Source organism: Candidatus Symbiopectobacterium sp. 'North America' (assembly GCF_015762685.1).
Classification (GTDB): domain Bacteria; phylum Pseudomonadota; class Gammaproteobacteria; order Enterobacterales; family Enterobacteriaceae; genus Symbiopectobacterium.
Genome location: NZ_PEHF01000053.1, coordinates 1 through 23,370 on the forward strand (window position 1 = coordinate 1; position 23,370 = coordinate 23,370).

General features: G+C 54.3%; 14 protein-coding genes and 8 pseudogenes. 6 read left to right on the forward strand and 16 right to left on the reverse strand.

Annotation, left to right across the window (positions count from 1 at the left end):
• Positions 1–445 precede the first annotated feature (445 nt).
• Positions 446–1,375 carry a LysR family transcriptional regulator gene (locus tag CS369_RS11800; protein WP_196907249.1) on the reverse strand — a complete coding sequence of 310 codons (930 nt, stop codon included), beginning with the start codon at positions 1,373–1,375 and terminating at the stop codon, positions 446–448.
• 148 nt (positions 1,376–1,523) lie between these two features.
• Here CS369_RS11800 and CS369_RS11805 point away from each other — a divergent pair, with 148 nt between their 5' ends.
• Positions 1,524–2,903, forward strand: a complete 1,380-nt coding sequence (locus tag CS369_RS11805) for a M20 family metallopeptidase (RefSeq protein ID WP_374191055.1) — start codon at positions 1,524–1,526, stop codon at positions 2,901–2,903.
• A 207-nt stretch (positions 2,904–3,110) separates the two neighbouring features.
• Here the strand turns inward: CS369_RS11805 and CS369_RS11810 are convergent.
• The 4 genes and pseudogenes from CS369_RS11810 to CS369_RS11825 form a co-directional block, all read right to left on the reverse strand.
• Positions 3,111–3,938: pseudogene (locus CS369_RS11810) on the reverse strand (MetQ/NlpA family ABC transporter substrate-binding protein).
• A gap of 67 nt (positions 3,939–4,005) precedes the next feature.
• On the reverse strand, positions 4,006–5,118 hold the full coding sequence (gene menC / locus CS369_RS11815) for an o-succinylbenzoate synthase (protein ID WP_196907250.1): 1,113 nt from the start codon (positions 5,116–5,118) through the stop codon (positions 4,006–4,008).
• Positions 5,119–5,151: 33 nt separating this feature from the next.
• Positions 5,152–5,808, reverse strand: a complete 657-nt coding sequence (locus CS369_RS11820; RefSeq protein ID WP_196907251.1) for a methionine ABC transporter permease — start codon at positions 5,806–5,808, stop codon at positions 5,152–5,154.
• The gene (locus tag CS369_RS11825; protein WP_196907252.1) at positions 5,801–6,646 is read right to left on the reverse strand and encodes a methionine ABC transporter ATP-binding protein; all 846 of its coding nucleotides are present in this window, start codon (positions 6,644–6,646) and stop codon (positions 5,801–5,803) included. The genes CS369_RS11820 and CS369_RS11825 overlap by 8 nt, the downstream gene beginning before the upstream one ends.
• Before the next feature lie 343 nt (positions 6,647–6,989).
• Here CS369_RS11825 and CS369_RS11830 point away from each other — a divergent pair, with 343 nt between their 5' ends.
• Positions 6,990–7,706 (forward strand): alpha/beta hydrolase, encoded by a 717-nt coding sequence (locus CS369_RS11830; RefSeq protein ID WP_280514782.1) that lies wholly within the window; start codon positions 6,990–6,992, stop codon positions 7,704–7,706.
• A 109-nt stretch (positions 7,707–7,815) separates the two neighbouring features.
• Here the strand turns inward: CS369_RS11830 and CS369_RS11835 are convergent, their stop codons facing one another.
• From CS369_RS11835 to CS369_RS11845, 3 genes and pseudogenes are all read right to left on the reverse strand, one after another.
• Positions 7,816–8,124, reverse strand: coding sequence for an AzlD domain-containing protein (locus tag CS369_RS11835; protein WP_196907254.1), 309 nt, complete (start codon positions 8,122–8,124; stop codon positions 7,816–7,818).
• On the reverse strand, positions 8,121–8,864 hold the full coding sequence (locus CS369_RS11840) for an AzlC family ABC transporter permease (RefSeq protein WP_196907255.1): 744 nt from the start codon (positions 8,862–8,864) through the stop codon (positions 8,121–8,123). Before CS369_RS11840 ends, CS369_RS11835 begins: the two co-directional genes overlap by 4 nt.
• A gap of 108 nt (positions 8,865–8,972) precedes the next feature.
• Positions 8,973–9,839, reverse strand: a pseudogene (locus CS369_RS11845) (AraC family transcriptional regulator).
• A gap of 230 nt (positions 9,840–10,069) precedes the next feature.
• Between CS369_RS11845 and CS369_RS11850 the strand changes: the two are divergent.
• The 3 genes from CS369_RS11850 (at position 10,070) to CS369_RS11860 (ending at position 12,184) form a co-directional block, all read left to right on the forward strand.
• Positions 10,070–10,753: a GntR family transcriptional regulator gene (locus CS369_RS11850; protein ID WP_196907256.1), complete on the forward strand. Its 684-nt coding sequence runs from the start codon at positions 10,070–10,072 to the stop codon at positions 10,751–10,753.
• Between the two features lie 333 nt (positions 10,754–11,086).
• Positions 11,087–11,629 (forward strand): 2-dehydropantoate 2-reductase N-terminal domain-containing protein, encoded by a 543-nt coding sequence (locus tag CS369_RS11855; RefSeq protein ID WP_196907257.1) that lies wholly within the window; start codon positions 11,087–11,089, stop codon positions 11,627–11,629.
• Between the two features lie 9 nt (positions 11,630–11,638).
• Positions 11,639–12,184: an NAD/NADP octopine/nopaline dehydrogenase family protein gene (locus tag CS369_RS11860; RefSeq protein ID WP_196907258.1), complete on the forward strand. Its 546-nt coding sequence runs from the start codon at positions 11,639–11,641 to the stop codon at positions 12,182–12,184.
• 27 nt (positions 12,185–12,211) lie between these two features.
• On the opposite strand, the gene CS369_RS11865 is transcribed toward CS369_RS11860, so the two are convergent.
• The 8 genes and pseudogenes from CS369_RS11865 to CS369_RS11900 form a co-directional block, all read right to left on the reverse strand.
• Complete coding sequence (locus CS369_RS11865; protein WP_196907259.1) at positions 12,212–13,501, reverse strand: aspartate aminotransferase family protein; 1,290 nt, start codon at positions 13,499–13,501, stop codon at positions 12,212–12,214.
• Positions 13,494–14,591 (reverse strand): annotated as a pseudogene (locus CS369_RS11870) (phosphotransferase). Before CS369_RS11870 ends, CS369_RS11865 begins: the two are co-directional and overlap by 8 nt.
• The gene (locus CS369_RS11875) at positions 14,545–15,279 is read right to left on the reverse strand and encodes an SDR family NAD(P)-dependent oxidoreductase (RefSeq protein WP_196907260.1); all 735 of its coding nucleotides are present in this window, start codon (positions 15,277–15,279) and stop codon (positions 14,545–14,547) included. The pseudogene CS369_RS11870 and the gene CS369_RS11875 overlap by 47 nt, the downstream one beginning before the upstream one ends.
• A gap of 219 nt (positions 15,280–15,498) precedes the next feature.
• Positions 15,499–16,317 (reverse strand): annotated as a pseudogene (locus tag CS369_RS23585) (ABC transporter permease).
• Positions 16,318–16,329: 12 nt separating this feature from the next.
• Positions 16,330–17,553: pseudogene (locus CS369_RS23590) on the reverse strand (ABC transporter permease); the annotation flags it as partial.
• A 36-nt stretch (positions 17,554–17,589) separates the two neighbouring features.
• Positions 17,590–18,651 carry an ABC transporter substrate-binding protein gene (locus CS369_RS11890; protein ID WP_374191056.1) on the reverse strand — a complete coding sequence of 354 codons (1,062 nt, stop codon included), beginning with the start codon at positions 18,649–18,651 and terminating at the stop codon, positions 17,590–17,592.
• 325 nt (positions 18,652–18,976) lie between these two features.
• A pseudogene (locus CS369_RS11895) lies at positions 18,977–20,427 on the reverse strand (NAD-dependent succinate-semialdehyde dehydrogenase).
• Between the two features lie 13 nt (positions 20,428–20,440).
• Positions 20,441–21,708: pseudogene (locus CS369_RS11900) on the reverse strand (4-aminobutyrate--2-oxoglutarate transaminase).
• A 156-nt stretch (positions 21,709–21,864) separates the two neighbouring features.
• Here CS369_RS11900 and CS369_RS11905 point away from each other — a divergent pair.
• Positions 21,865–23,352 (forward strand): annotated as a pseudogene (locus tag CS369_RS11905) (PLP-dependent aminotransferase family protein).
• The last annotated feature ends 18 nt before the right edge of the window (positions 23,353–23,370 follow it).

Here is a 23,370-nt window from a genome sequence, read left to right on the forward strand (position 1 = left end):
CCTCCTTTGGGAAGGTACAAGTATAGATAATTATACTTGATTGAGGGTGTGTACCACCATGATCGGGGAAGACCCATGGCAATACAGTACACCCCGCCCCTCACCGCCCTGGCGGCGTAACGACCGCCGCAGCAGAGCCATTGAAGGCGTTTGTTTAGGCGAAAGCGCTTTTATGGGATAAGCAGCGTGTAATCGGTGGATGACGGGGCCATCTAAACAAAGAGCGCCTTTCCTGTTGGCATAACATGCCATCGGCCGCTTGCGTAACATAACGAATCTCCATGTGTTTCATCAGCAAAAAACCGTCCCCCCAACAAAGCGGGTCGAACAACATCGGCTGTTTTGCTGATACATCGTCTATGCTACACGAATGTTATCGAGGTTGTTCTGAACACTAAATCCGATTTTTACCTGAAGTCAGTGAAAGGCTCCCGATCACTATCAGCTACTCATCGATCTCAAACAGCGAATTACAGTAAGGCTCCGCATCGTGAAATTCATTTTGCATCATGGCGATAAACGCCTGTTGCACACCGGTGAGTGTATGCCCAGACTGAATTTGCACCTGCAAGGAGCGCTGTTCCAGTTGGCGCATCGCCAACCTCGCCAGCTGGAGCGGTGCTTGTCGGCACTTATACATTACCAAGTAAAAGCTGCATGCCGTTACGGCTTGCGGCGTGGAGAGTACATAGTGATAGAGGGTGGTGAAGTTGCTGCAACAGAGCGTGGGTTCCAGGTAGGTGCCCTGCATGCGGCAGGAGAGATCGGACAGTTGACGCAGCGTGGTGGTCGGTTCAGGCAACGCCAGCGGGTAAGCGGCTAGATCGGCTAACAGGATAGTATTACCTGCCAGCGGGTGATCCTCCGCCATCAACAACAGTAACGGCGCGGGTAGCGAAAGCAGCACCTCAACACCGCGCTCTAGTGCAAACGCAAATTGCAACGCCACGTCCACTTCACCATAACGAACCATCTGCGAGACCTGCTGTGCCGATCCCACTTTTAAGTGAAACGCCGTCTCCGGGTATGATTGTTGAAAGTGGGCAAACACATTGGGCAACGCATCGAAGGCCATTCCTTCGGTGCACCCGACGCTGATCAGCGTTTTACGCTGCGCGCTCAGCCCCTGAATTTCAGCCACCGCAGCGTCCAAATCCATCATGCTTTTGCGCACATGATTTTCCAGAATACGACCTGCGTCAGTCAAAATCATGCCGCGCGCGTGGCGCTCAAACAGCGACACGCCCATGCGCTCTTCCAAACGCTGAACCTGTCGACTGATGGCGGACACCGCCACGAAAAGCTGCTGGCTGGCGGCACTCAGTGAGCCCGTCGTTGCTACAGCCAGAAAATAATGGAGTTCACTGCTCAACATAATCTGAGAAATTCCCAATAGGCCGTTTGAGGTTTATATGAAAAGCAAAGCTTGATTGCAAATTTTATTATGGTGGCAAAGCTAGTTTTTCCCTTAAATAGCCTTTGCTTTTCCAAAACAATCATAAAGGAATCTATGACTCGTTCCGATGTCATTCGCCGCGCCGCGTGGCGATTTTGCTCGCACGCTGGCACGCCTCCTGGCGCTAGCCACCGAGAGCCAGAAACTCGATAATCATGCCGCCCTGCGCGCTTACCTGAGCGACGAGCTGCGTCCGGTATTGGAAACCATGGGCTTTGTCTGCCATTTTATTACCACAGAGGCAGCACCGGAGATGCCCTTTATGTTGGCGGAACGCATTGAAGATCCTGCACTACCCACGCTCCTTTCTTATGGGCACGGGGATGTGGTGTTCGGTGATACGTCCAACTGGCGCGCGGGATTGGATCCGTGGCAGTTGATCGAAGAGCAAGACCGCTGGTACGGGCGCGGAAGCGCGGATAATAAAGGTCAGCACACCATCAATTTACTGGCGCTGGAACAAGTCTATCTGGCACGCGGTGCGCGGCTGGGATTCAACTGCAAGCTGCTGTTTGAAATGGGCGAAGAGATTGGTTCTCCAGGGCTGGCCGACGTGTGTCGCCAACACGCGGCGCTGCTGGCAGCGGATATTTTTATCGCCTCCGATGGTCCCCGCCTGCATGCCGATAGCCCAACGCTGTTTTTAGGTTCACGCGGCTGCATCAATTTCAAACTGCATGTGCAGGGGCGCGATCGCGCCTATCACTCTGGCAACTGGGGGGGACTACTCAGCAACCCCGGCACACAGCTTGCCAACGCCATCGCCACGCTGGTTGACGGCAACGGCAAGATTCTGATCGACGATTTGCTGCCCCCACCGCTAACGCCCGCGCTGCGCACGATACTACAAGATGTGGTACCGGCTGGTAATCCGGGTGACCCGGATATCGACCCACATTGGGGTGAACCGGGCCTGAGCGCCGCCGAGAAATTGCTGGGATGGAACGCGCTTGAGGTGCTTTCGTTTGTTACGGGCAATCCGTCACGTCCGGTCAACGCCATTCCGGCGTCGGCGACGGTAGTGTGCCAACTGCGCTTTGTGGTCGGTACTGACAGTGACCGGCTGGTTGACCATGTACGTCGTCATTTGGCTCAGCACGGCTATGGGCATATTGAGGTGGAACTGCTCAATAGCTCCCCCGCCACGCGTTTTGATCCACAAAATCCGCTGGTAGATCGGACACTGGACCTGATGCGCGAAATCAGCGGTAAGCCACCAACGCTGCTGCCCAATCTGGGTGGCTCACTGCCCAATGACGTGTTTGCGGACATTTTGGGATTACCGACGCTTTGGATCCCCCACTCTTATCCCACTTGCGGCCAGCATGCGGTCAATGAGCACCTGCTGCGACCGGTGGTGGAGGAAGGGGTGGCGATCATGACAGGATTGTTCTGGGAACTGGGAGAACAAGGTAGCGCTCTGCTGGCAAAACATCGCGATGTATAGCCAAGAGTAGTCAGACAAAGCTACTTTCCCCCTCGTCATCCTCGGCATCCTTGTCCTCATCCTCGGCGAAAGCCGGGGATCTCTGCCAGAAGAAACGTGTGTCACCGGCAAGAGATTCCCACCTGCGCGGGAATGATTGTGTCAGGAAGACGTGTCATCCGCCTAAAAGTCCGCTGATGCGGCCTTTGCGCTGTGGAGAGGACACGCTTACGGCTTGTGACGCGCCGTCATCCATTCTGGTTTCTGGAACGCAGAGAACATGGTGTCTTTGCGATCGAAAAAGACCTCAAACTCCGGCGATTCAACAGCCGCTTTCAGATCCTGTGCAAACGGCTTATCGGCATCTTCCGCTCGTACCACAATCATGTTTTTCAGGTCTTCCGGCAGAATATCCAACTGAATGGCATCAGCCAGTTTCAGCCCAGCAGAGATGGCAAAATTGGCGTTGATCAGTGATCCAATTACGCCGCCTAACGCGCGCGGCAATTGTGCGGCTTCCAACGGTTTAAACACCAATCCTTTCGGGTTTTCGGTGATGTCACGCAGCGATGCCTTGGTGGGGGTGATATCCGGGTTAATCTTGATCAGTCCATATTTTTGCAAAAAATCTAACGAACGCGCCAGATTGGACGGATCGTTCGGCAACGTCACCACATCACCGGCCTTCAGTTCATCAAGGTGTTTCACCTTGTTGGAATAGAAGCCCATGCTCGCCGTCGGTACGGTGATCACTTCAGACAGTTTCAACCCTTTATCGGCGCTAAAACGATCCAGATAGCGGCGGTTTTGGAACAAGTTGGCATCAATGCTATTGTTTGACAGAGCCAGATTAGGCTAAATATAGTCACTGAATTCACGTACAGTAACGGTATAGCCTTTCTTTGCCAGTTCCGGTTTGATGGCCTGTTTTACCATATCGCCATAGGGGCCGGGTGAAACGCCGATCGTGATCTCTTTCGCCGTATCAGCGGCATAGGCTTGTCCGAACCCCAGCAAGGGAACTAGCAGCAGCGGTAACCATTTTTTGAATGTCATGTTGCGTTTCCTGTTTTAGTAGAGTGGGCGTTTCCCTGGTGTTGACGCCCCAATGCTGAACCCAGCATTAAAATTGAAACGTTTCCTCGTCGTAGCAATAGCGCTGATACAACGTGGGGTTGATATCAAAGCCGATCCTGGGCGCGTTTGGCACCGCGACGCAGCTATCCGCGTCCATTTCCACCAGCGGTAGCATAAAATCTTCATGCCAGTAGCGGCTGGAAGGCGGAATATCGTGGGCGTAAACGAAGTTGGGCAACATCGCCACCGCAATGTTGTGCGCTTTGCCCACCGCCGTGTCCAGCATGCCGCCGCACCACTCAGGGATCTGATGCGCCTGGCAGTAGCCATGGATCAGTTTGGTTTCGGTGATACCGCCCACCCGCGCCACCTTGATATTGATGATGCGGGCGCTGCCCAACTCGATGGCTTTACGCGCATCCTCAACGGAGGCGATACTTTCATCCAGACAAATAGGTGTGGCAATCGCTGCCTGAAGTTTACGGTGATTGACAATGTCATCGTGCGCCAGTGGCTCTTCAATCATCAGCAGATTGAAACGATCGAGGCGCTTGAAGAAATCGATATCGTCCAACGAATAGGCCGAGTTGGCATCGGCCATCAGCGTGATATCGCCAAAGGTGCTGCGCAGCGCCTCGATGTAATCAATGTCCTTGCCCGGTTTGATTTTTATCTTGATACGGCGATAACCTTCGTCCAGATAGCCAGCGACCACCTCGACCAGCTTTTGCGGGGAAGATTGAATGCCGATGCTGACGCCCGCTTCCACCCGATCGCGCGTGCCACCAATCGCCTGATGCAGTGGAATACCTTGCTGTTTGGCAAAGGCATCCCAGATACCGCCCTCAATCGCCGCTTTGGCGCAGTTATTGCGTTTTACCGGCATAAAGATTTCACGCACTTCAGAGGGATGGGTAATCGTTCCGGCCTGCTTCACCATCGGGATCAGAAAATCCCGCATGATGTGCCAGGCAGTAACGTTAGTCTCTTCGTTGTAGAACGGCAACGAAATCGCGGAGCAGTCACCGTAACCGATAACGCTCCCGGCATGGACTTCCGCAATGGTGAAGTGTTTTTCCGTTTGGGTGGCAAAACTGGTGGTAAACGGCGTCTTAAGAGCCATCTTCATTTTGCGCAGTACAATCTTGTCAATTTTCATGCGTCTATAACCCTGTATTCTCAGTATCTGGCCTCAGCGTTTCTCACGCTTGTTGGCCCAGCGTGATACCCAATCCCCGGCGGTTTGCACCAGTTGTACCAGTACCACCAGCGCAATCACGGTGATCACCATCACTTCGGTTTCATAACGGTAATAGCCAAAACGGATCGCCAGATCCCCAACACCACCGCCAACAATACCGGCCATCTCCGAATAACCAATCAGACTGACCAACGTGATGGTCAATCCACGCAGCAGCCCCGCCAGCGCTTCCGGCAACAAGACGGTAGCAATGATCCGCATAGGACTGGCACCAAACGCTTCAGCCGCTTCCACAATACCGGGATCGACCTCACGCAGCGCGGAGTCCACCAGTCGGGCATAAAACGCGATGGCTGCCACCGACATCGGCACCGCCGCGGCCACCGGGCCGATGGTGCTGCCCAACAACCACTGCGTAAGCGGCAACAGCAACACCAGCAGAATCACAAACGGCACCGAGCGGATAATATTCACCAGCACGGTGGAGAGCATGTAGACCACGCGGTTCTGCCAGAAAAGATGACGATCGGTCACATAGATAGCGATACCGAGCGGCAACCCGAGCAACAGCGCGCCCAGGGTCGAAATCGACACCATGGTAAAGGTTTCACCAAACGCAACGCTCAATTCACCCATTAACTCATTCATTGACAACCTCCACGCCAAATGTGTGTTGGCCAATATAGGCCAGTGCGGCACCGACGTTATCCGCCTGTGCGCCATCCTGATGCGAAATCTGGGCAATGATATGCCCGAGCGCGCGCTCATTTCGGGTAAAAGGATGTTTTGGCACGCAGAACACATCAAACACATCGCCTTCCTCCACGATATTGCCGCCCGTCATCACCGCCATACGGTGACAGATGCTTTTGATGACGTTCATTTCGTGGGAGATAAGCACCATGGTAATGCCCAACTGACGATTGATATTTTTCAGTAGTTCCAGAATCGACGCCGAGGTTTCCAGATCGAGCGCCGAGATCGGTTCATCACACAACAACACATCGGGATGGTTGGCAATGGCGCGAGCAATACCCACTCGTTGTTTCTGGCCGCCGCTCAACTGCGCCGGATAAGCATTACCGCGTTCGGACAGCCCTACCAGTTCAAGTATTTCCGGCACCCGTTGCGCGATCTCCGCGCGGGATTTCCCGACGGAGCGCAAACTAAACGCCACGTTTTCAAACACGGTGCGGGTATGCATCAGGTTAAAATGCTGGAAGATCATACCAATACGCTGACAATGCTGACGCAGTTCGCGTCCCGAGGCCTGGCTGATGAGTGTCTCACCGATACTGATGCGGCCCTGCGTAGGACGTTGCAACATATTAATGGTGCGTAGCAGCGTGCTTTTCCCTGCACCGCTAGTGCCGACAATGCCGAATACTTCGCCGGAGCGGATCGTTAAATTAACATCGTTGACGGCTCTGACCTGACCGGTTTTACCACCGGGAAAGTCTATGCACACGCCTTCTAACCGAATCATGACCGGGTTAACTCCTCTCGTGAATGCGGATAATGGATACGTTGCAGGAACATCGCTACTGACGGAATCCGGCTGCGCGCTGCCTGTCTGTTTGGCTACTTATTTATGTCACGAGGGGAACATCAAGATAAATAACACATATAAAACAATAATATAAACATTATCATGTCGTTATGTTAAAGTAGTGAGAAATGAACGTTGCGTCAATGAATAAAAAAGCAAACCAGCTTTATCATTTTTAGAAGAGAGGATTTAAGGAAACAGGGTTATGCACAACAACCTGCAATATCAGGTTTTTACGGAACAATATGGCACCGACTCGCACCAGACCGGGGATTAATACATTCCCGCCCAGAAAAACAAGGGGACCGTCTGCCTGTTCCATGGCGGTTTCTGGAAAATGCCTTACGATAAAAGCCAACTTGATGCGGTGGCAGTAAAACTGGTTGAAAATGACTTTGCTGTCTGGAATATCGAATATCGTCAAGTCGGTTATCTCCCGCAGGGGTACCCCGAGACGTTTATCGATGCGATCGACGCCATCAATCAATTAGCCCCGTTAAGTAAAAAGCATCCCCAGCTTGCTCTGCGTCCGTTATATATCGCCGGTCATTCCGTGGGAGGGCATTTGAGCCTGTGGCTAGGCAATCATAAAGCCCGCTTGGGTGAGCATGCATTGGCCATTATTCCCTACGTTTTCATCGGTCTGACCCCGGTGATTGATTTAGTAGAAAGCTATCGCGATATACAACGGCAGGAATTTATCACGGCATTCCTCGGCTGTACGCCCGATGAAAACAGAGATATTTACCACCATACCTCTCCTATTGCCCTGCTACCTGCCCAGGGTAAACAGGTTATTTTTCACGGTGAGCATGATGAAGTGCTCCCGATTGGCGAAATAGACGACTATGCGCGGCAAGCCCGGCAAAAAGGCACTCCCGTCGAACTGATAAAAATCACTCGGGGAACCCACATTGATTTTTGCGATCCGGATAGCCCATCAACCTCTCGTTTTATCTATTGGCTCAATGCGCAATCCGAGTCGCAGGCGGTTTAACCATAGCGCATATTAAACGTGAGATACGATGAGACAAAAAGCGCAGTACACCTGGGCAGCGACGGGATATACTGCGCCCAGTATAATAAACCGCCTTTACGATCGCCGATTACAGCGAAAGCAGAAGCGCAAAAAAGATCAAACTCAGTACCACTGCCAGCAGCATATTGCGGATAAAGAAAGCGATAATCACGCTAAACAGCGCGCCCCACAAATAGGGATTATCGCCGATCGGTCGCACAATACCGTGATCCATCAAGATGATCGGACCGCATATTGCTGTCAGCAGGCAAGGGGCTGAATATTTCAGCGCTTGCTGTACCAGTGCTGGCAAGCGAATTGGCAGACGCGGTTCAAGAAACAGATAGCGATTGAAAAACACAATGCCCGCCAACGCAAACAACAATGCACCACTCATAGCTCCTCCTCCCCACGTCGTGACAGCAATGCTGAAAAGAACATGCCGCTCAGACCGGCGATCACCACCGCACCTTCCACGTGGAAATAGGCTAGCGCCATGGAGAGCACCAGCGACAGCAACACACCCAGTAACGAACTGATGCTGCGCACCATCGGTACCAAGATGGTAATAAAGGTGGCGATAATCGAGAAATCTAAATGATAGCGGGCCAAATCAGGTATCCGTGTAGCCATGACGATACCGGCAAGGCTGAAGATCACCCAGCAGACATAAAAAAACCCGCCCGCAGCAATCAAATAGCTGACAGAGCGCGACTGCTGTGCCGACTTGCCTCCGCTCAGCGCAAACAGTTCATCCGTGAGCAAGAAGCCAATCGGCAGACGATAGCGCAGCGCCAGGCGGGAAACGTAATCATGCAAGGTCAGCGCGTAGATAATATGTTGGGTGGTGATGAAGAAAACGGTGATCAGAATCGTAACGACATTGGCGCCGCTCATCACTAATCCCAGCGTGACCAACTGTGCTGCACCGGCAAACACCAACGCCGACAACCCAATGGATTGCCAGAACGGCAACCCAGCCTGCACCGCCATCGAGCCCGCCAGAATGCCCCAGGGCAACACCGCCAGACAAAACGGGAACATATCAAGAACACCGGCGCGAATATCGCGCCACCGCGTGTCGGGTAAACTGGCGTTTGGCGCAGCGCCCGGTTGTGATAAAACATGCTTTTCCATAGCGATCTGAGACCTTTGTAATAGATGCGGTCATTCAGGCTAGCCAAACCTCGGGGACAGCGTATTGAACAAGATTGCTGCCCAACCCGGCCGTTTTAAGGTGATTAATTAACCTAGCAGCGGCTCTCGCGCCGTATGATCCCAGACGATGCTTTGAATAAAACTGCCGGGCGTTGCGCCAAAGGCATTTTTAAAATGACGGGTAAAGTGGCTCTGATCGGAGAAACCGCACTGCGACGATAGCGCTGCGAGCGTATGCCCGTGCAGCATCAGTGTTTTGGCTTTGCGCAACCGCGCCTGCACCTGATACGCGTGTGGCGGAATGCCCACCAGCGCCTTAAATTGGCGTAAATAGTGCCACGGGCTCAGTTCCGCCATCGCCGCCAACGTGCTCAGGGACCACTCTTGCTCTGGCGTATCATCCAGCAGCATTTTTATCTGTAACACGCGCTGTTCGGAAAAGGGCAACGGGCGCGGCGTACGGCGGGTTTTGCTGTAACGCAACATCAACCAACTCAGTGATGAAAACAGCTATGTCTCTTTTAACAGCGTGTTGCCCGGCTGAGCCAATAAGCGAAATGCCATCTGTAACTGCTGCGCCAACCCATGATCGTGTAGCACCGCGTCAGGAAACCACGGCACCGTCCCTTCGGAGTGGTGGAGATCGTGGGAAATAGCGCGAAACAGATCCGGATGTGGGTAAATGGCGCGATAGGCCCAGCCGTTTTCACGGGCCGAGCACCCGGTATGCACATCATCCGCATTGACCAAAATGATGTCTCCCTGTGGCGCAACGTGCTCACCGCCAGTGCGATAAAAACGCTGAGCGCCTTCTTCAATCACACCAACACAAAAAGTATCATGCAGATGGCGAGAAAACCGTTGGCGATAATAGCGCGCCTGCAACATTTCCAAGCCGCCAAAGGCTTCCAATCGATGGTACTGCGCCTGTTCACGTGGCGTTGCTTTGCTCATAGAGTGCTCCCTGCTGTTACCACTTCTGTTAGCAGTATCCGGATATTCACACTATTGTCACTCCGCATTCTCGCTGGGTTTAGAACAAAATTGCGCAGCCGCGCATTTTATCTTCACGTTCGCCGTGGAAAACGGTTTTCTTTTTCGGCAAGTCGATGCACGATGATGCATCGTATTGTATAATACGCCGATTCAAGCGACAGGAATGCGCTGTTACTCGGGGTGAATGCGTGAATTATCCAATTGGGCAAATCAACCACAATTATCTGGGTTCCAGTGTGTACACCATGCTGCGCGAAGCGCTGATTATGGGGCGGCTAAAACCTGACGATCGGCTGCGTATTCGCGAGTTGGCCACTCAGGTCGGGACCAGCGTCACCCCGGTGCGCGATGCCATCCTGCAACTCGCCAAAGAACAGGCGCTGATACTGAAAACACCGCGCGATATCCGCGTACCACAACTCACCAGCGCGCAGTTTATTGAGATTCGCACCTTGCGCGTGTCGTTGGAAGGCAGTGGTGCGCTGCACGCCGCCGCGCTGATGACACCGAGTAAACTTGCCGAGTTGGACGCCAATATCACGCAAAATCTTCAGGCGATTGATGATAACGATTTAAGCGCGGCACTGCGTCTTAACAGCGAATTTCATCTGATGCTGTCGCAGATGGCTGACATGCCGCTGCTCAGCCAGTTTATCGGCAGCCTGTGGATGCGCACCGGCCCGCTGATTGCCCAGGCCTATGCCCATTTCTCCCATCAGATGGCGATTGAGCACCATCAAGACGTCGTGGCAGCCCTACGTCAACAGGACGGAACCGCCGCACAGCATGCCATCCAACAGGATATTCTCGATGGCAGTGATACCATGCTGGCGTTCATTGAGCACACTGAGGAGAATCAGTCACAAGCGTAATTCCCCTCAATCGTACGGCGTTGAACCTGCCGGTACGTCATCATGTGCAGGCGACGTGGGTCGAATCAGGCCAATAGGGCTGGGTTAGCGTGGATATCGCGACTGCGCAAAGAAAACCACTACTGCGTACCTGGCGCGTCAGCGATGAACAATATCATTCTGGTGCTGCTCACATTATTTATTTTTGTTACCCCTTATTGGCGTTTTCGCCGCAAGATACGTCCAGCCTGAAATAACCTGGGTTTGAATACACGACTACCTCGTGTATTACGCAAGGTGAGATATTCACTTTGCCTGATACCGACATTTGCGTGATTGAAAGGATAATCACAGATGAAAGTAGCACTCTTAGTTGCAGGGAATATCGGGTTCGCCAGCGCAGCCTGGCTGTGCCATCACGGTCACCAGACGGTGCTCTGGGCAAGGGAGACACATACGCTGGCAGGCATTTCTACCGCCCATTCCGGGCTACACTATACTGGCATCATCGAAGGGGAATGTCGCCCAACCGTTACCACCGACATCGCCACTGCGGTACGCGGCGCAGATGCCGTACTGCTGTGCATTCCGGGCTATGGTCATCGTACGGTGTTGGAAACGCTGGCACCCCATCTGACGACGGGACAACCGGTTATCATTAATTCCGCGTGCTCATTAAACGCCTTGTTTTTGTCACAATTGCTGTCACAGCGCGCCGTCAGCATACCAATTATTACTTGGGGAACCACCGCGTTCACCGCCCGGCGCAAAGAGGAAAACGGCGTCACCCTGATGACCACACGCCGCTGTGTACATGTCGCCACGCTCCCTGCCGAACAGAATGCGGCGGCCATCGCTCTGTGTGATCAGCTGGTTGGCAAACGATTCCAGCCGTAATCCAATATCATGGCAACGTCATTAATCAATATCAATCCCATTACGCATCTGGGGTTGGCGCTCTGTAATGTCACACGCATTGAGCATCAGGAACGCTGGCCGCAATATCACTATATGACAGATGGGGTGGCGAATTTGATTCTGGCACTGGAGCAGAAGTGGCAGGCCTTGGCACACGCCTTTGGCCTGAGACTGCACAGCATTGAAGCACATTTTCAGCAATCATTCGATGTATCCTGCCGTACGCTGAGCGAGATCGCCGCCGAGTTGCACCGCCGACGCGGTGGACCATCCGGCCCGGTCGACATAAATACCCGTTTTATTCTGGAAGATACTCCCTATGGGTTGGTGTTCGCGGAAGCGATCGCACGCAAAGCGGGAATCGCGCTGCCGCTACACAGTGCATCGATTACCCTTGCCAGCGCCGTGTGGCAATGCGATCTGCGGGAGCAAAATGATGTGTTGCCTTCCCTGAAGCTGGATACCCTCTCTTTCACTGAGTTTACCCGGTCGTTGCAAGAAGGTGTCAACGCATCACGGGCACGCGTTAGCTAATCGCAAAGCCCCCGACAGGCGCAGCCTTTAGCGCTGCGCCACTTCTGTCAGCACGGCATCCAGCGTATCGAGAAACAGCGTGGCATGCTCTTCCCTGAATACCAGCGGTGGTCGAATCTTCAGAATATTGCCCGTCGGCCCCGTAGCGCTGATCAATACGCCGCGTTGGCGCATGGTGTTCACCACCGCCACGGCCTCAGCGCTGGCTGGCGTTTTGTTTTCACGGTCACTCACCAGTTCCGCACCGACAAACATCCCGCTGCCGCGCACATCGCCCAGCAGTTCATGACGTTGTGCTAACGCTTGCAACCCTTCACGCAGGCAATGCCCGACCCGCAACGCGTTTTGTTGCAGTTGCTCTTCGCGGATCACTCGCAACACCGCGTGTGCCGCCTGACACGATACCGGGTTACCACCAAAGGTATTAAAATAGCGCACATCGCGGCCAAACGCTGCGAACAGCGCCGATTTACCCACCAGTCCGGCGATCGGATACCCGTTGCCCATCGGCTTGCCTAAGCTGACCAGATCTGGCACCACCTGATGGCAGGCGAATCCCCACATGGCTTCACCGGTGCGACCAAAACCCGGCTGCACTTCATCGGCAATAAACAGTCCCCCCGCGTCGCGCACCCACTGTACTGCTTGCGCCACTTCTCCAGCCAAGGGGGAGAAGACGCCATCACTGGAAAAAATGGTATCGAACAGCAGCACCGCAAGACGGATGCCTTTTGCATGCATCTCCGCCAATGCTGCCTGCACCGACGCCAAAAACGCACCGGGCCGACGATAGCTATCTGGCGCATCAATCAGTTTCACATAATTGCCGCGCACCACACCGTCGCCGAGTAACGGTGAAAGCTCCGCCAGCGCACTGGTAACACCATGATAAGCCCAGCGTGTCACGATAACCCCGGTGCCGCCCGTCACATGCCGCGCAATGCGCAGGGCCAAATCGTTAGCTTCACTGCCGGTGCAGGTCAGCATCAGGTTATCTAGTTCAGCCGGAAATTCACTCAGCAAATCTTCAGCAAAATCAACGATGGCATGATGCAGATAACGGGTATGCGTATTAAGCTGCGCGCTCTGCCGGGCAATAGCTTCCACCACCACCGGATGGCAATGTCCTACCGATGCCACGTTGTTGTACACGTCCAGATAGCGTTTGCCCTGCGCATCGAACAGCCACACGTCCTCGCCGCGCACCGGATGCAATGGCTCCTGGTAGAAGAGTCGATAACCCTGACCCAATACGCGCTGACGACGCGCCAACAGTTCGGCGCTGCCATTTACTGATGACGTTGTCACTTCAGTCATTATTTATCTCCTTTATCCCCTGCCATATCCGCTGACAGAACTGGTCGTGCGAATAACGGGTCATTTGTTGCAGGCTGCGCCAACTACTCGGCAAATTGCGCAGCAAATAGTCACGATTTTCCGGATAACGTGCAGCGCGCCACTGTGCGATGGTCACGATCAGCGCCAGATGCGTCATGATGAGATCGGGCAACAGCGCGATCTCCTGTTCGGTTAACGGCAGATGCGTATGGTAAGACGTGGTAAACGGCACAATAAAAGCGAAGGGATCGTCCCCGTCATGGACCTGATACGCCAACGCTGTCGCTAGGTCATTGATCAACGGCGCATACAGGGCATCACCAAAATCAATAATGCCACTCACCCGCGTGGCGTCCCCTACTTCTGCCAGCACGTTGTGTGGATTCATATCGTTATGGATGGTCTGCTAGCGCAGCGTTTTTAGCTGTGGTGTCACATGACTATCGTAGCGTTGCAGGATCTGCGTGATAGCCGCTTGCTGTTCAGCGTCATGTACAAATGCAAGATAAGGCCGAATTTGCTCGGCGCGGCTGATGTCCCACAACAGTTGCCGTTGTTCCGCCGGATGAAAAAAACGGCTCAATGCCACATCCAACTGTGCCAGCGTGCTGCCTAAACTTTCCATCAGCGCAATAGACGGTGTTACTGCGTGCAGTGGCGTGCCTTCCAGAAAACTCACCAGACGAATGCGCAACGCGTTGCCGTCAATATACACCACCGGTTCCGCCTGCTGATAGCGCGTCAGCACCACGCGCGGCACTGGCAGCGCCGCTGCCTGCTGAGCAACATGCAGCAACAGCGCGGTCTGATAGTGACTTTCGGCCACGGATTCGGCGGCATTGATCACCTTCAGCATATAGCGACGCCCGGAGGGCACTGTCAGGCAAAAATTTTTATCACGTTCGCCGGTTAGCAAGGTTACATCCCCTTGCAGACCATAGTATTGCCAGACCAGCGCCTGCGCCTGCTGACAAGAAACCTCCGGTACGGCCTGCGTCATCAGCGTGCCTGCATTCTGAACGTCACACATGCTGGCCTCCGTTAACCTGAATTTCCGCCCCATTGACATAGGAAGCACCGCTGTTGCACAGGAAATAGATCAGGCTTGCCACCTCTTCGGGTTTTCCCAGACGCTGCATCGGGACCTGACGCGCCACGATCTCATCGGTGCCCGGCGACAGGATACTGGTTTCAATTTCCCCCGGAGCAATCGCATTGACACGAATGCCGTAGCGTCCAAACTCGTTTGCCATTTCCCGCGTCAGCGCAGAGAGTGCCGCTTTGGAGCTGGCATAGGCGCTGCCGGCAAACGGATGCACGCGCGCACCAGCAATTGAGGTGATATTGATAATACTACCCTGGCTGGCACGCAGTTCATCAAACAGTCCGTTGGCCAGCAGTGCGCAGGAAAACAGGTTGATGTTAAACACCTTGAGCCAGGTGGCGTAGTCAGTCTGGCGTACGCCAAGGCGACTGCCATCCACACCCTTTGGTGAAATGCCGGCGTTATCGACCAACGCATCCAGCCTGCCGCCGAGTTTTTCTTTGATTAGCGGCAGCGTCTCCTGCACGCTATCGATATCTTCCAGATCGAGGTGGGTATGGTTCAGTACCCCTTCAACCCACGGGCAATCCTCCACCCAGTTCTGCCGTGAGGCGGTGAAAATACGCCATCCAGCCGCATGGAAATGCTTCACCGTGGCGTGACCGATCCCGCGACTCGCGCCGGTCAACAACAAGGTCTTTTGCTCGGACATAGACACCTCATTAGATATTTGATGCATCATAAAATTTAGCGTTAAAAAAAACCGAAACAGCACGCTGTTCAGCAAAATCTGACCCGACAAGCACGGCATACGTCATGCAGGTGACGGTGTAAAATTTTCGGCACTTAGGCAACCGGACTTCTCAGTCTCCCGCGAGGTTCGCACCCAATGCGGGAGACTAACAATCAAAAAACAGTACTCGACTGACTGCTAGCGACCACCTCTGAGTTTCTCCGCACGCCTGCGCAGCACTTCCATCACAATCAGCAGAACCAGTGCAGCCCCCACCATCATAGAAGCGGCGGCGGCAATAGTTGGATCGAGGTTTTCCCTGATACCGGCAAACATTTGCAGCGGCAGCGTGCGCTAGCGCGGACTGGCGAGAAACAGCGTGACAATCACTTGATCGAACGAAGTGGCGAAAGCAAACAGTGCACCGGAGAACACGCCCGGCGCAATAAGCGGCAACGTCACTTTGCGAAACGCATAGAGTGGCGGCGCACCCAGGCTGGCGGCGGCACGGGTCAGGTTGTGATCGTAATTTTTCAGCATGGCCGTTACGGTAATCACCACAAAGGGTACACCGAGCATGGCATTGGCCAGCACCAAGCCGAGATAGCTATTGAGCAACGAAAGTTTGGCGAAGAAGAAGAACATCCCGACCGCCACAATCACCACCGACGCGATCATCGGGGAGATCAGCACGGCCATCACCAACGCTTTGCCGCGAAACTCACCGCGTACCAGACCGATGGAGGCCAGCACACCAAGCACCGTGGCTAACAGCGTTGATAGCGGGGCAATCATCAGGCTGTTGCCCTGCGCCCCTAACCAGGCGCTGGAACTGAAAAACTCCTGATACCAGCGCAGCGAAAATCCGGTCAGCGGATAGCTGAGAAAAGAACCGGCGTTAAACGACAGCGGCACGATCACCAGCACTGGCACCACCAGGAACAGCAGCATCGCTGCACCGTAAAAATTAAAGAAGCCTTTCCATAAACGCAGGACCACGGCACCTTGTTGTCTCATCAGGGTTCTCCTAATGTAGAGCAGCGTTACGATAATCAGCAGTTGTGTACCCAGCGCGGCTGCCATCCCCAAGTTCATGGTGGTGTTGGTGAAGAACGCCACGAAGTAGCTCAGCATCTGGTCACTCGGCCCGCCCAGCAACGCCGGTGTGATGTAGTAGCCTATAGCCATCATGAACACCAGCAGCGCACCGGCGGTGATCCCGGCATAGGTTTGCGGCACATACACGCGCCAGAAAGCCTCAAACGGATGCGCACCCAGCGAAATAGCCGCACGCATGTAGCTGGGAGAAATCCCCTTCATCACTGCATACAGCGGCAGGATTAAAAACGGCAACAAAATGTGCGTCATTGAGATATAGACACCGACGCGATTAAACACCATGACCAGCGGCTCATTGATAATGCCAATACCGAGTAAGGCGCGGTTGATCAAACCGCCCGATTGCAACAGCACAATCCAACTTGCAGTGCGCACTATCAGCGAGGTCCAGAATGGCAGCAACACCAGAATCATCAGCAAGTTGGCGCGGTTAGTCGGCTGTTTTGCCAGCCAGTAGGCCAGCGGATAGCCCAATCCAACGCACAGCAGCGTCACGACACCGGCCATCAACAGAGTACGCAGCAGCACATCGACATACAGCAATTGTTCCGGCGGTTGGGCAACAATGTTTCCCGATGCCGGGTCAACGCGATGATCGAACACCGCCAGCAGGTAATAGCTGGTGAAAGGGCGCGAAGCGCGATCCAGCGTGCGCCAGGTGGAGAGTTCTCCCCACATCGGTTGCGTTTGAATCAGTTGTTCACGCACGTTACTGCTGTCAGGTGCAGGCAACTGGCGCAAGGTGCGGTTAATCAGGGTACGGTAATCAGATCCTTCATAGCCGAGACGTTTGGTGATCATGGCAACCTGTCCTGCGCTACGCGCCTGACGCAAATCGGCGGCCACAGCATTAAACGCCGCGTCATTGGGTAATTCGTTGCCAGACCATTGCCGCAATGCGGCAATGGTCATCGGCATGGCTTCCCGCAGTTCTGGATTCGAGATGCTTTTTCCCAGAATCGAAAATATCGGAAAGAGAAAGCTCACCATCAAAAAAAGGAACAGCGGCGCAATCAACAGCAAAGAACGCTTTTTATACAGCGCTTCGGCCGTTTTGAGCTGCTGTTTCAGCAACAGGCTCCCTTCTCTTTCGTTGGCGGGCGGCAACGCCGCAGCCAGGTTATTCTGGGACATACATTTACCTCCAATCACAGATACGGCAAAACCAACTTACTGCGCAGCCCAAGCGTTAAAGCGCTGTTCCAGTTCTTCGCCGTGGTCAATCCAGAATTCAGTGTCAACTTGCAAGGCCTGTGCCAGGTTATCCGGCGCGGTCGGCAGGTTTTTCACTACGTCAGGTGAGATCAGGCTGGTCGTTTTAACGTGCGTTGGACCATAGGGGATGGTTTCAGCAAACACTTTCTGGTTTTCCGGCTGGTTGGCAAAGGCAATAAACTGTTCTGCCAACGCCTTATGTTTAGTGCCTTTCACGATGGCCCAGCTGTCCAGATCGTAAATACTGTCATTCCATACGATGCGGAAATCATGTCCTTCTTTATGCGCCGCAGTAACGCGGCCGTTGTAGGCGGAGGTCATTACCACATCGCCAGACACCAGCCATTGCAGCGGCTGCGCGCCGGATTCCCACCATTGGATATTCGGTTTGATTTGGTCCAGCTTCTTGAACGTGCGATCGACACCGGCAGGGGTTGCCAGCACTTTGTAGAGGTCTTCACGTTTTACGTCATCCGCCAGCAGCGCAAACTCCAGCGTAAACTTGGCGCTTTTACGCAGCGCACGTTTGCCGGGAAAGGTTTTCACATCCCAGAAATCGGCCCAGCTTTTCGGTGCCTGCGGCAGTTTGGCCGCGTTATAGGTCAGTACCGTAGACCAAAGGAAAATCCCTGCGCCGCACTCAGAAACCGCGCCCTGCACGAAGTCAGAAGGGTTACCCAGTTTTTTCCAATCCAGCGGCTCAAACATCCCTTCGTTACAGCCGCGTACCAGCTCCGGCCCTTCCACTTCAACCACATCCCAGCCAACCTTGCCGGTTTCCACCATCGCGCGAATACGGGCAATTTCCCCGTTGTATTCACCCGCTTCTATCGTTCCTTTACCCGCCACAGCGAAAGGTTTGTAGAAAGCTTTATCCTGAGCGTCCTTGTTCAAGCCGCCAAACGAGACAACGGTTACGGTTTCAGCATAGGCCTGCGAAGCCATGGCAGTAACCAGCGCACAGAGCGCCATTTTTTTCACTGCGGACATATTGGACGGTAACTTCTTGGTCAACATAGTGCGGCTCCTGGAGAGTTCGTCAACGTAAAATGTGGGCTGTACCCATCACAATTTATTTGATGCATCATGCATCAAATAAAAAGCATAATCTGTGCAATGAATTCGGATTACCCCTAGCTGATTAGCTGAATTACCGCGATTGGAGCCTGAAAAAGGCATAGGGAATTTTTATGTCTGGCTGCTCTGTCCTGACGCCGCGTTTTTTGCTTTGTTGTGGTGCATCAGATCACACACTGCACCAGCAAAAGGCGGAGGCTGCCAGCAACATTACGCCAGAATGCGGCACGGTCAGAAGTGGGTTTCTGAACCGTGCCACCTGGCATTACGACAAATCTACGCAGAGATATTTCATCTCCAGATAATCTTCAATGCCGAAATGCGAGCCTTCACGTCCTAAACCGGACTGTTTCACCCCACCAAACGGTGCCACTTCGTTGGAGATAAGACCGGTATTGATACCGACCATGCCGTAATCCAACGCTTCCGGCACCTTCCACTGGCGTACTGCATCGCGGGTATACACGTAGGCAGCCAAACCGAACTCGGTGTTGTTCGCCATGGCGATAACCTCGGCGTCATCCTTGAACGGGAACAACGGCGCCACCGGGCCAAAGGTTTCTTCGCGCGCAAAGCGCATTTGCGGCGTAACATCGGAAATCACGGTCGGCGTAAAGAAGGTGCCACCCAGCGTATGCAGCTTGCCACCGGTCAGTAACGTTGTGCCTTTACCCAACGCATCGGCAATGTGTTGCTCAACTTTATCGACAGCATCGGCATCAATCAGCGGCCCTTGCGTAACGCCCGGCTGCGTACCTTCGCCCACCTTCAGCTTCTCAACCTCTTCGACCAAACGCTGTTTCAGCGCCGGGTAGATACCCTGTTGTACGTAGATACAGTTAGCGCAGACGCAGGTTTGCCCGCTGTTACGAAACTTCGAGGCCAAAATACCTTTGATGGCAGATTCCAAATCAGCATCATCAAACACGATAAACGGGGCGTTGCCGCCGAGCTCCAGCGACAATTTTTTCACCGTCGGCGCACTTTGTGCCATCAGGATACGGCCCACTTCCGTCTACCCGGTAAAACTCAGCTTGTGGATCACCGAGCTGTCGCACAGCACTTTACCCACCTCAGCCGCTTCACTGGTAATCACCTGCAACACACCGCGTGGAATGCCCGCCTGATTAACCAACTCCGCCAATGCTAACGCGGTAAAGGGCGTTTGCTCGGCCGGTTTGACAATCATGGTGCAGCCTGCCGCCAGTGCTGAACCCACTTTGCGCGTGATCATCGCCGCCGGGAAATTCCAAGGGTGATGGCCGCACACACGCCAATCGGCTGTTTGATCACCAACAGGCGCTGATGCCCTTGCGGTGTCTGCAACACGCTGCCTTCGATGCGTTTTGCTTCTTCGGCAAACCACTCGATAAACGAGGCGGCATAGGTGATTTCACCTTTCGCTTCCGCCAGCGGTTTGCCCTGCTCAGACGTCAGGATCGCTGCCAGATCATCCTGATGTTCAACTATCAGGAGAGCCCAGTTTTGCAGCAGGCTCGCACGGGCTTTCCCCGTCAATGCCCGCCAACTTACCAGCGCCTTTTCCGCTGCCGCAATCGCTGTCGATGTTTGTGACGCTGTCACTAATGGTACAGAACCCAGCACAGCCCCGGTCGCCGGGTTTGTCACCTTTAGGGTGTCACCACGTTCGCTATTCTACCATTCACCGTCGATCAAACATTGCTGACGGAAAAGCACCTTGTTTTTCAATTGCATAATATTCCTCTGGTTACTTCGCCAACACGCTGGTCAAAATCTTCAGCGCCTGACTGAACTGCGCATCGGGGATGCGTCAGCGGATACAGGAAACGAATCACGTTGCCGTGTACTCCACAGGTTAACAGTAGCAGACCTTGTTCCAACGCCGCCTGTTGGTAACGGCGCGTCAGTTCAGAGGAAGGTTTGCCAGTCGCCGGATCGTTAAACTCGACGGCCACCATTGACCCTTGGGCGCGAATCGCCACAATCCCCGGACAAGATGCCTTGGCACCTTGCAACGTTTCCACCAACTGCGCCCCGAGGCGTTGCGCTCGTTGGCACAGCTGTTCTTCATCGATAATATCGAGCACGGTCAGCGCAGAAGCAACGGCCAGCGGGTTGCCCACATAGGTGCCGCCCAATCCGCCAGGGCCAGGTGCATCCATCACGTTAGCGCGACCGACTACGCCAGAAATCGGGAAGCCACCCCCTAAGCTTTTCGCCATGGTGATCAGATCCGCTTTCTCTGCGTAGTATTCCATAGCAAACAGTTTGCCGGTGCGGGCAAAGCCGGTTTGTACTTCGTCTGCAATCAGCAGGATGCCGTGCTCATCGCACACTTTGAGAATGGTGGTGATGAATGCCGGCGGTGCCGGGACAAAACCCCCTTCCCCTTGAACCGGCTCAAGAATAATGGCAGCCACCTGATCGGCACCGATATCGGTATGCAGCAAAATATCCAGGCTCTCCAGCGCACGTTCAACCGAGATGCCACGCGCTTCATTTGGGTACAGCGCATGGAAGATCGAACTGGGGAACGGACCGACGCCGGTAGAATACGGTGCCACTTTGCCGGTTAACGTCAACGTCAGCAGCGTGCGACCATGAAACGCGGCGTTAAAGGCGATGATGCCGGGGCGTTTGGTGTAGGCACGGGCAATTTTCACGGTATTTTCAACGGCTTCGGCACCGGTGGTGAAAAAGGCGGTTTTAGCGGTTTCTTCGATGGGGGCTCGCTCATTGATGCGCTCAGCCAGTTCCACGTAGCTGCCGTAGGGAATCACATGATAGGCGGTATGCGTGAAGCAATCCAGTTGCTTGCGCACCGCGTCCACAATTTTCGGGTGACGGTGACCGGTGTTCAATACGGCGATACCGACAGCGAAATCGATGTACTCGTTGCCTTCCACATCCCACAGCGTGGCGTTCTCGGCACGCGCCGCATAAAAATCACACATGACAGCCACACCACGCGTGTGTAGCGGCTAAACAGCGTTGATTCAATTCGCTATTACTCATTTTTCAGCTCCCGATTACGTTCGCACCCAAAGCACAAGGTAGTATTGACAGGCCGGTGAATGAGATGGCGACAGACCCGTTATCAAATTTGATTCTATTTATGCGCTCTCTGGTCCTATAATCCAAAGCCAGTTTATACAATTTGAGGGATCAACTTTGCGCTCGCTGCTTACCGACTTATTGATGCAACGGTTAGCCAAACAGCTGTCAGGCACACTGAACAAGCGGCTATACGATACGCTGTGTCAGGCCATACTGGCGCGCGCTATCACGACGGGCAGTCGTCTGCCCTCATCTCGCGATCTGCCACAACAGCTCAGCCTGTCACGCAACACCGTGCTGGCCACCTATGAACAACTGCTGGCTGAGGGATATATCGAAACCCGGCCCGGCTGCGGCACCTTTGTCACAGAGCAACTGCCGGATGGCAATATGGAGCGCGTACCTGATGCGCAGGAAGGCTCTTCACACGCCGCCGCACCGGCACGGTCTCGGCGCGGGATGAACCTGCTGGGCTACGCCGGTGCTTCAGCACGTCAGTGGGGGGCTTTTATGCCGGGCATTTCCGATATTGCCAGCTTTCCGCACGATCTCTGGCGTCGCACGCAAACACGCTTGATGCGACGCATCAAGCCGGAACAGCTCTCTTACTTCACCGATGGGTGGCAGCCCGGAGTTGCAGTTGGCGCAGACGGAGTATCTGCCCGTGGCCCGCTCAGTGGAGTGCACGCCGGAGCAGGTGCTGATCACCGAAGGCACCCACCAGGGCATGGATCTTCTGGCCAAGATGCTATGTAATCCCGGTGATAGCGCATGGATTGAAGACCCCTGCTACTGGGGAATGCGCAACGTGCTAACGATTAATTGATTGCGCGTGACGCCCATTGCCGTGGACGATCAGGGGATGGCTCCGCCGGAAACACCGCCCCCCGGCGCGCGCCGCGTCTGATTTGCGTAACCCCGTCGCACCAGTATCCGCTGGGTGCCGTGATGAGTCTGGCGCGCCGCCAACGGCTGTTGGCACTGGCGCAGGAGCACAATAGCTGGATCGTGGAAGATGATTACGACAGCGAATTCCGCTTCTCCGGCAACCCGGTGCCCGCGCTGCAAGGGCTGAATAGAAATGCACCGGTGATCTACATCGGCACCTTCAGCAAGACGCTCTATCCCGGTTTGCGCGTCAGTTATATGGTACTGCCGCCGCAATTAGCGCAGGAACTCAAGGTCGCCCACGCCGAGCTATACCTTGGCGGGCACTGGCTAACGCAATCAACGCTGAGTGAGTTTATTCGTGAAGGACACTATGCGGCACATATTCGCCGCATGCGACTACTTTATGCCCGGTGACGCGCGCTGTTGACGCAACTGATTGAAACCCACCTTGGTAGCGAGTATGTCGGCGATCGCAGCAATGCCGGACTGCATATGCTATTAAAACTGCCTGCACAGGTGGACGACGTGTTGCTCAGTACGCAGATTCTCCGCCACGGCGTCATGGTGAAACCGCTCTCCAGCTACTACCTGCGCCCCACCGCTGAACGCGGCCTGTTGCTGGGATATGCCAGCGTTGAAGAGGGTGAAATTGTGCGTGCTTTTGATGTAGTGGTTGCCTGCCTGCGCACCCTGCCCGGCCTTGCGCGTTAGTGCCCTGTTATCGTGCGC

Excerpts from the sequence above, each read along its gene's own strand:
- CS369_RS11835 (WP_196907254.1), bottom strand. The coding sequence starts at position 8,124 with ATGAGTGGTGCATTGTTGTTTGCGTTGGCGGGCATTGTGTTTTTCAAT.
- CS369_RS11820 (WP_196907251.1), bottom strand. The coding sequence starts at position 5,808 with ATGAATGAGTTAATGGGTGAATTGAGCGTTGCGTTTGGTGAAACCTTT.
- CS369_RS11855 (WP_196907257.1), top strand. The coding sequence starts at position 11,087 with ATGAAAGTAGCACTCTTAGTTGCAGGGAATATCGGGTTCGCCAGCGCA.
- CS369_RS11860 (WP_196907258.1), top strand. The coding sequence starts at position 11,639 with ATGGCAACGTCATTAATCAATATCAATCCCATTACGCATCTGGGGTTG.
- menC (WP_196907250.1), bottom strand. The coding sequence starts at position 5,118 with ATGAAAATTGACAAGATTGTACTGCGCAAAATGAAGATGGCTCTTAAG.
- CS369_RS11890 (WP_374191056.1), bottom strand. The coding sequence starts at position 18,651 with ATGTTGACCAAGAAGTTACCGTCCAATATGTCCGCAGTGAAAAAAATG.
- CS369_RS11805 (WP_374191055.1), top strand. The coding sequence starts at position 1,524 with ATGTCATTCGCCGCGCCGCGTGGCGATTTTGCTCGCACGCTGGCACGC.
- CS369_RS11840 (WP_196907255.1), bottom strand. The coding sequence starts at position 8,864 with ATGGAAAAGCATGTTTTATCACAACCGGGCGCTGCGCCAAACGCCAGT.
- CS369_RS11875 (WP_196907260.1), bottom strand. The coding sequence starts at position 15,279 with ATGTCCGAGCAAAAGACCTTGTTGTTGACCGGCGCGAGTCGCGGGATC.
- CS369_RS11865 (WP_196907259.1), bottom strand. The coding sequence starts at position 13,501 with ATGACTGAAGTGACAACGTCATCAGTAAATGGCAGCGCCGAACTGTTG.
- CS369_RS11825 (WP_196907252.1), bottom strand. The coding sequence starts at position 6,646 with ATGATTCGGTTAGAAGGCGTGTGCATAGACTTTCCCGGTGGTAAAACC.
- CS369_RS11800 (WP_196907249.1), bottom strand. The coding sequence starts at position 1,375 with ATGTTGAGCAGTGAACTCCATTATTTTCTGGCTGTAGCAACGACGGGC.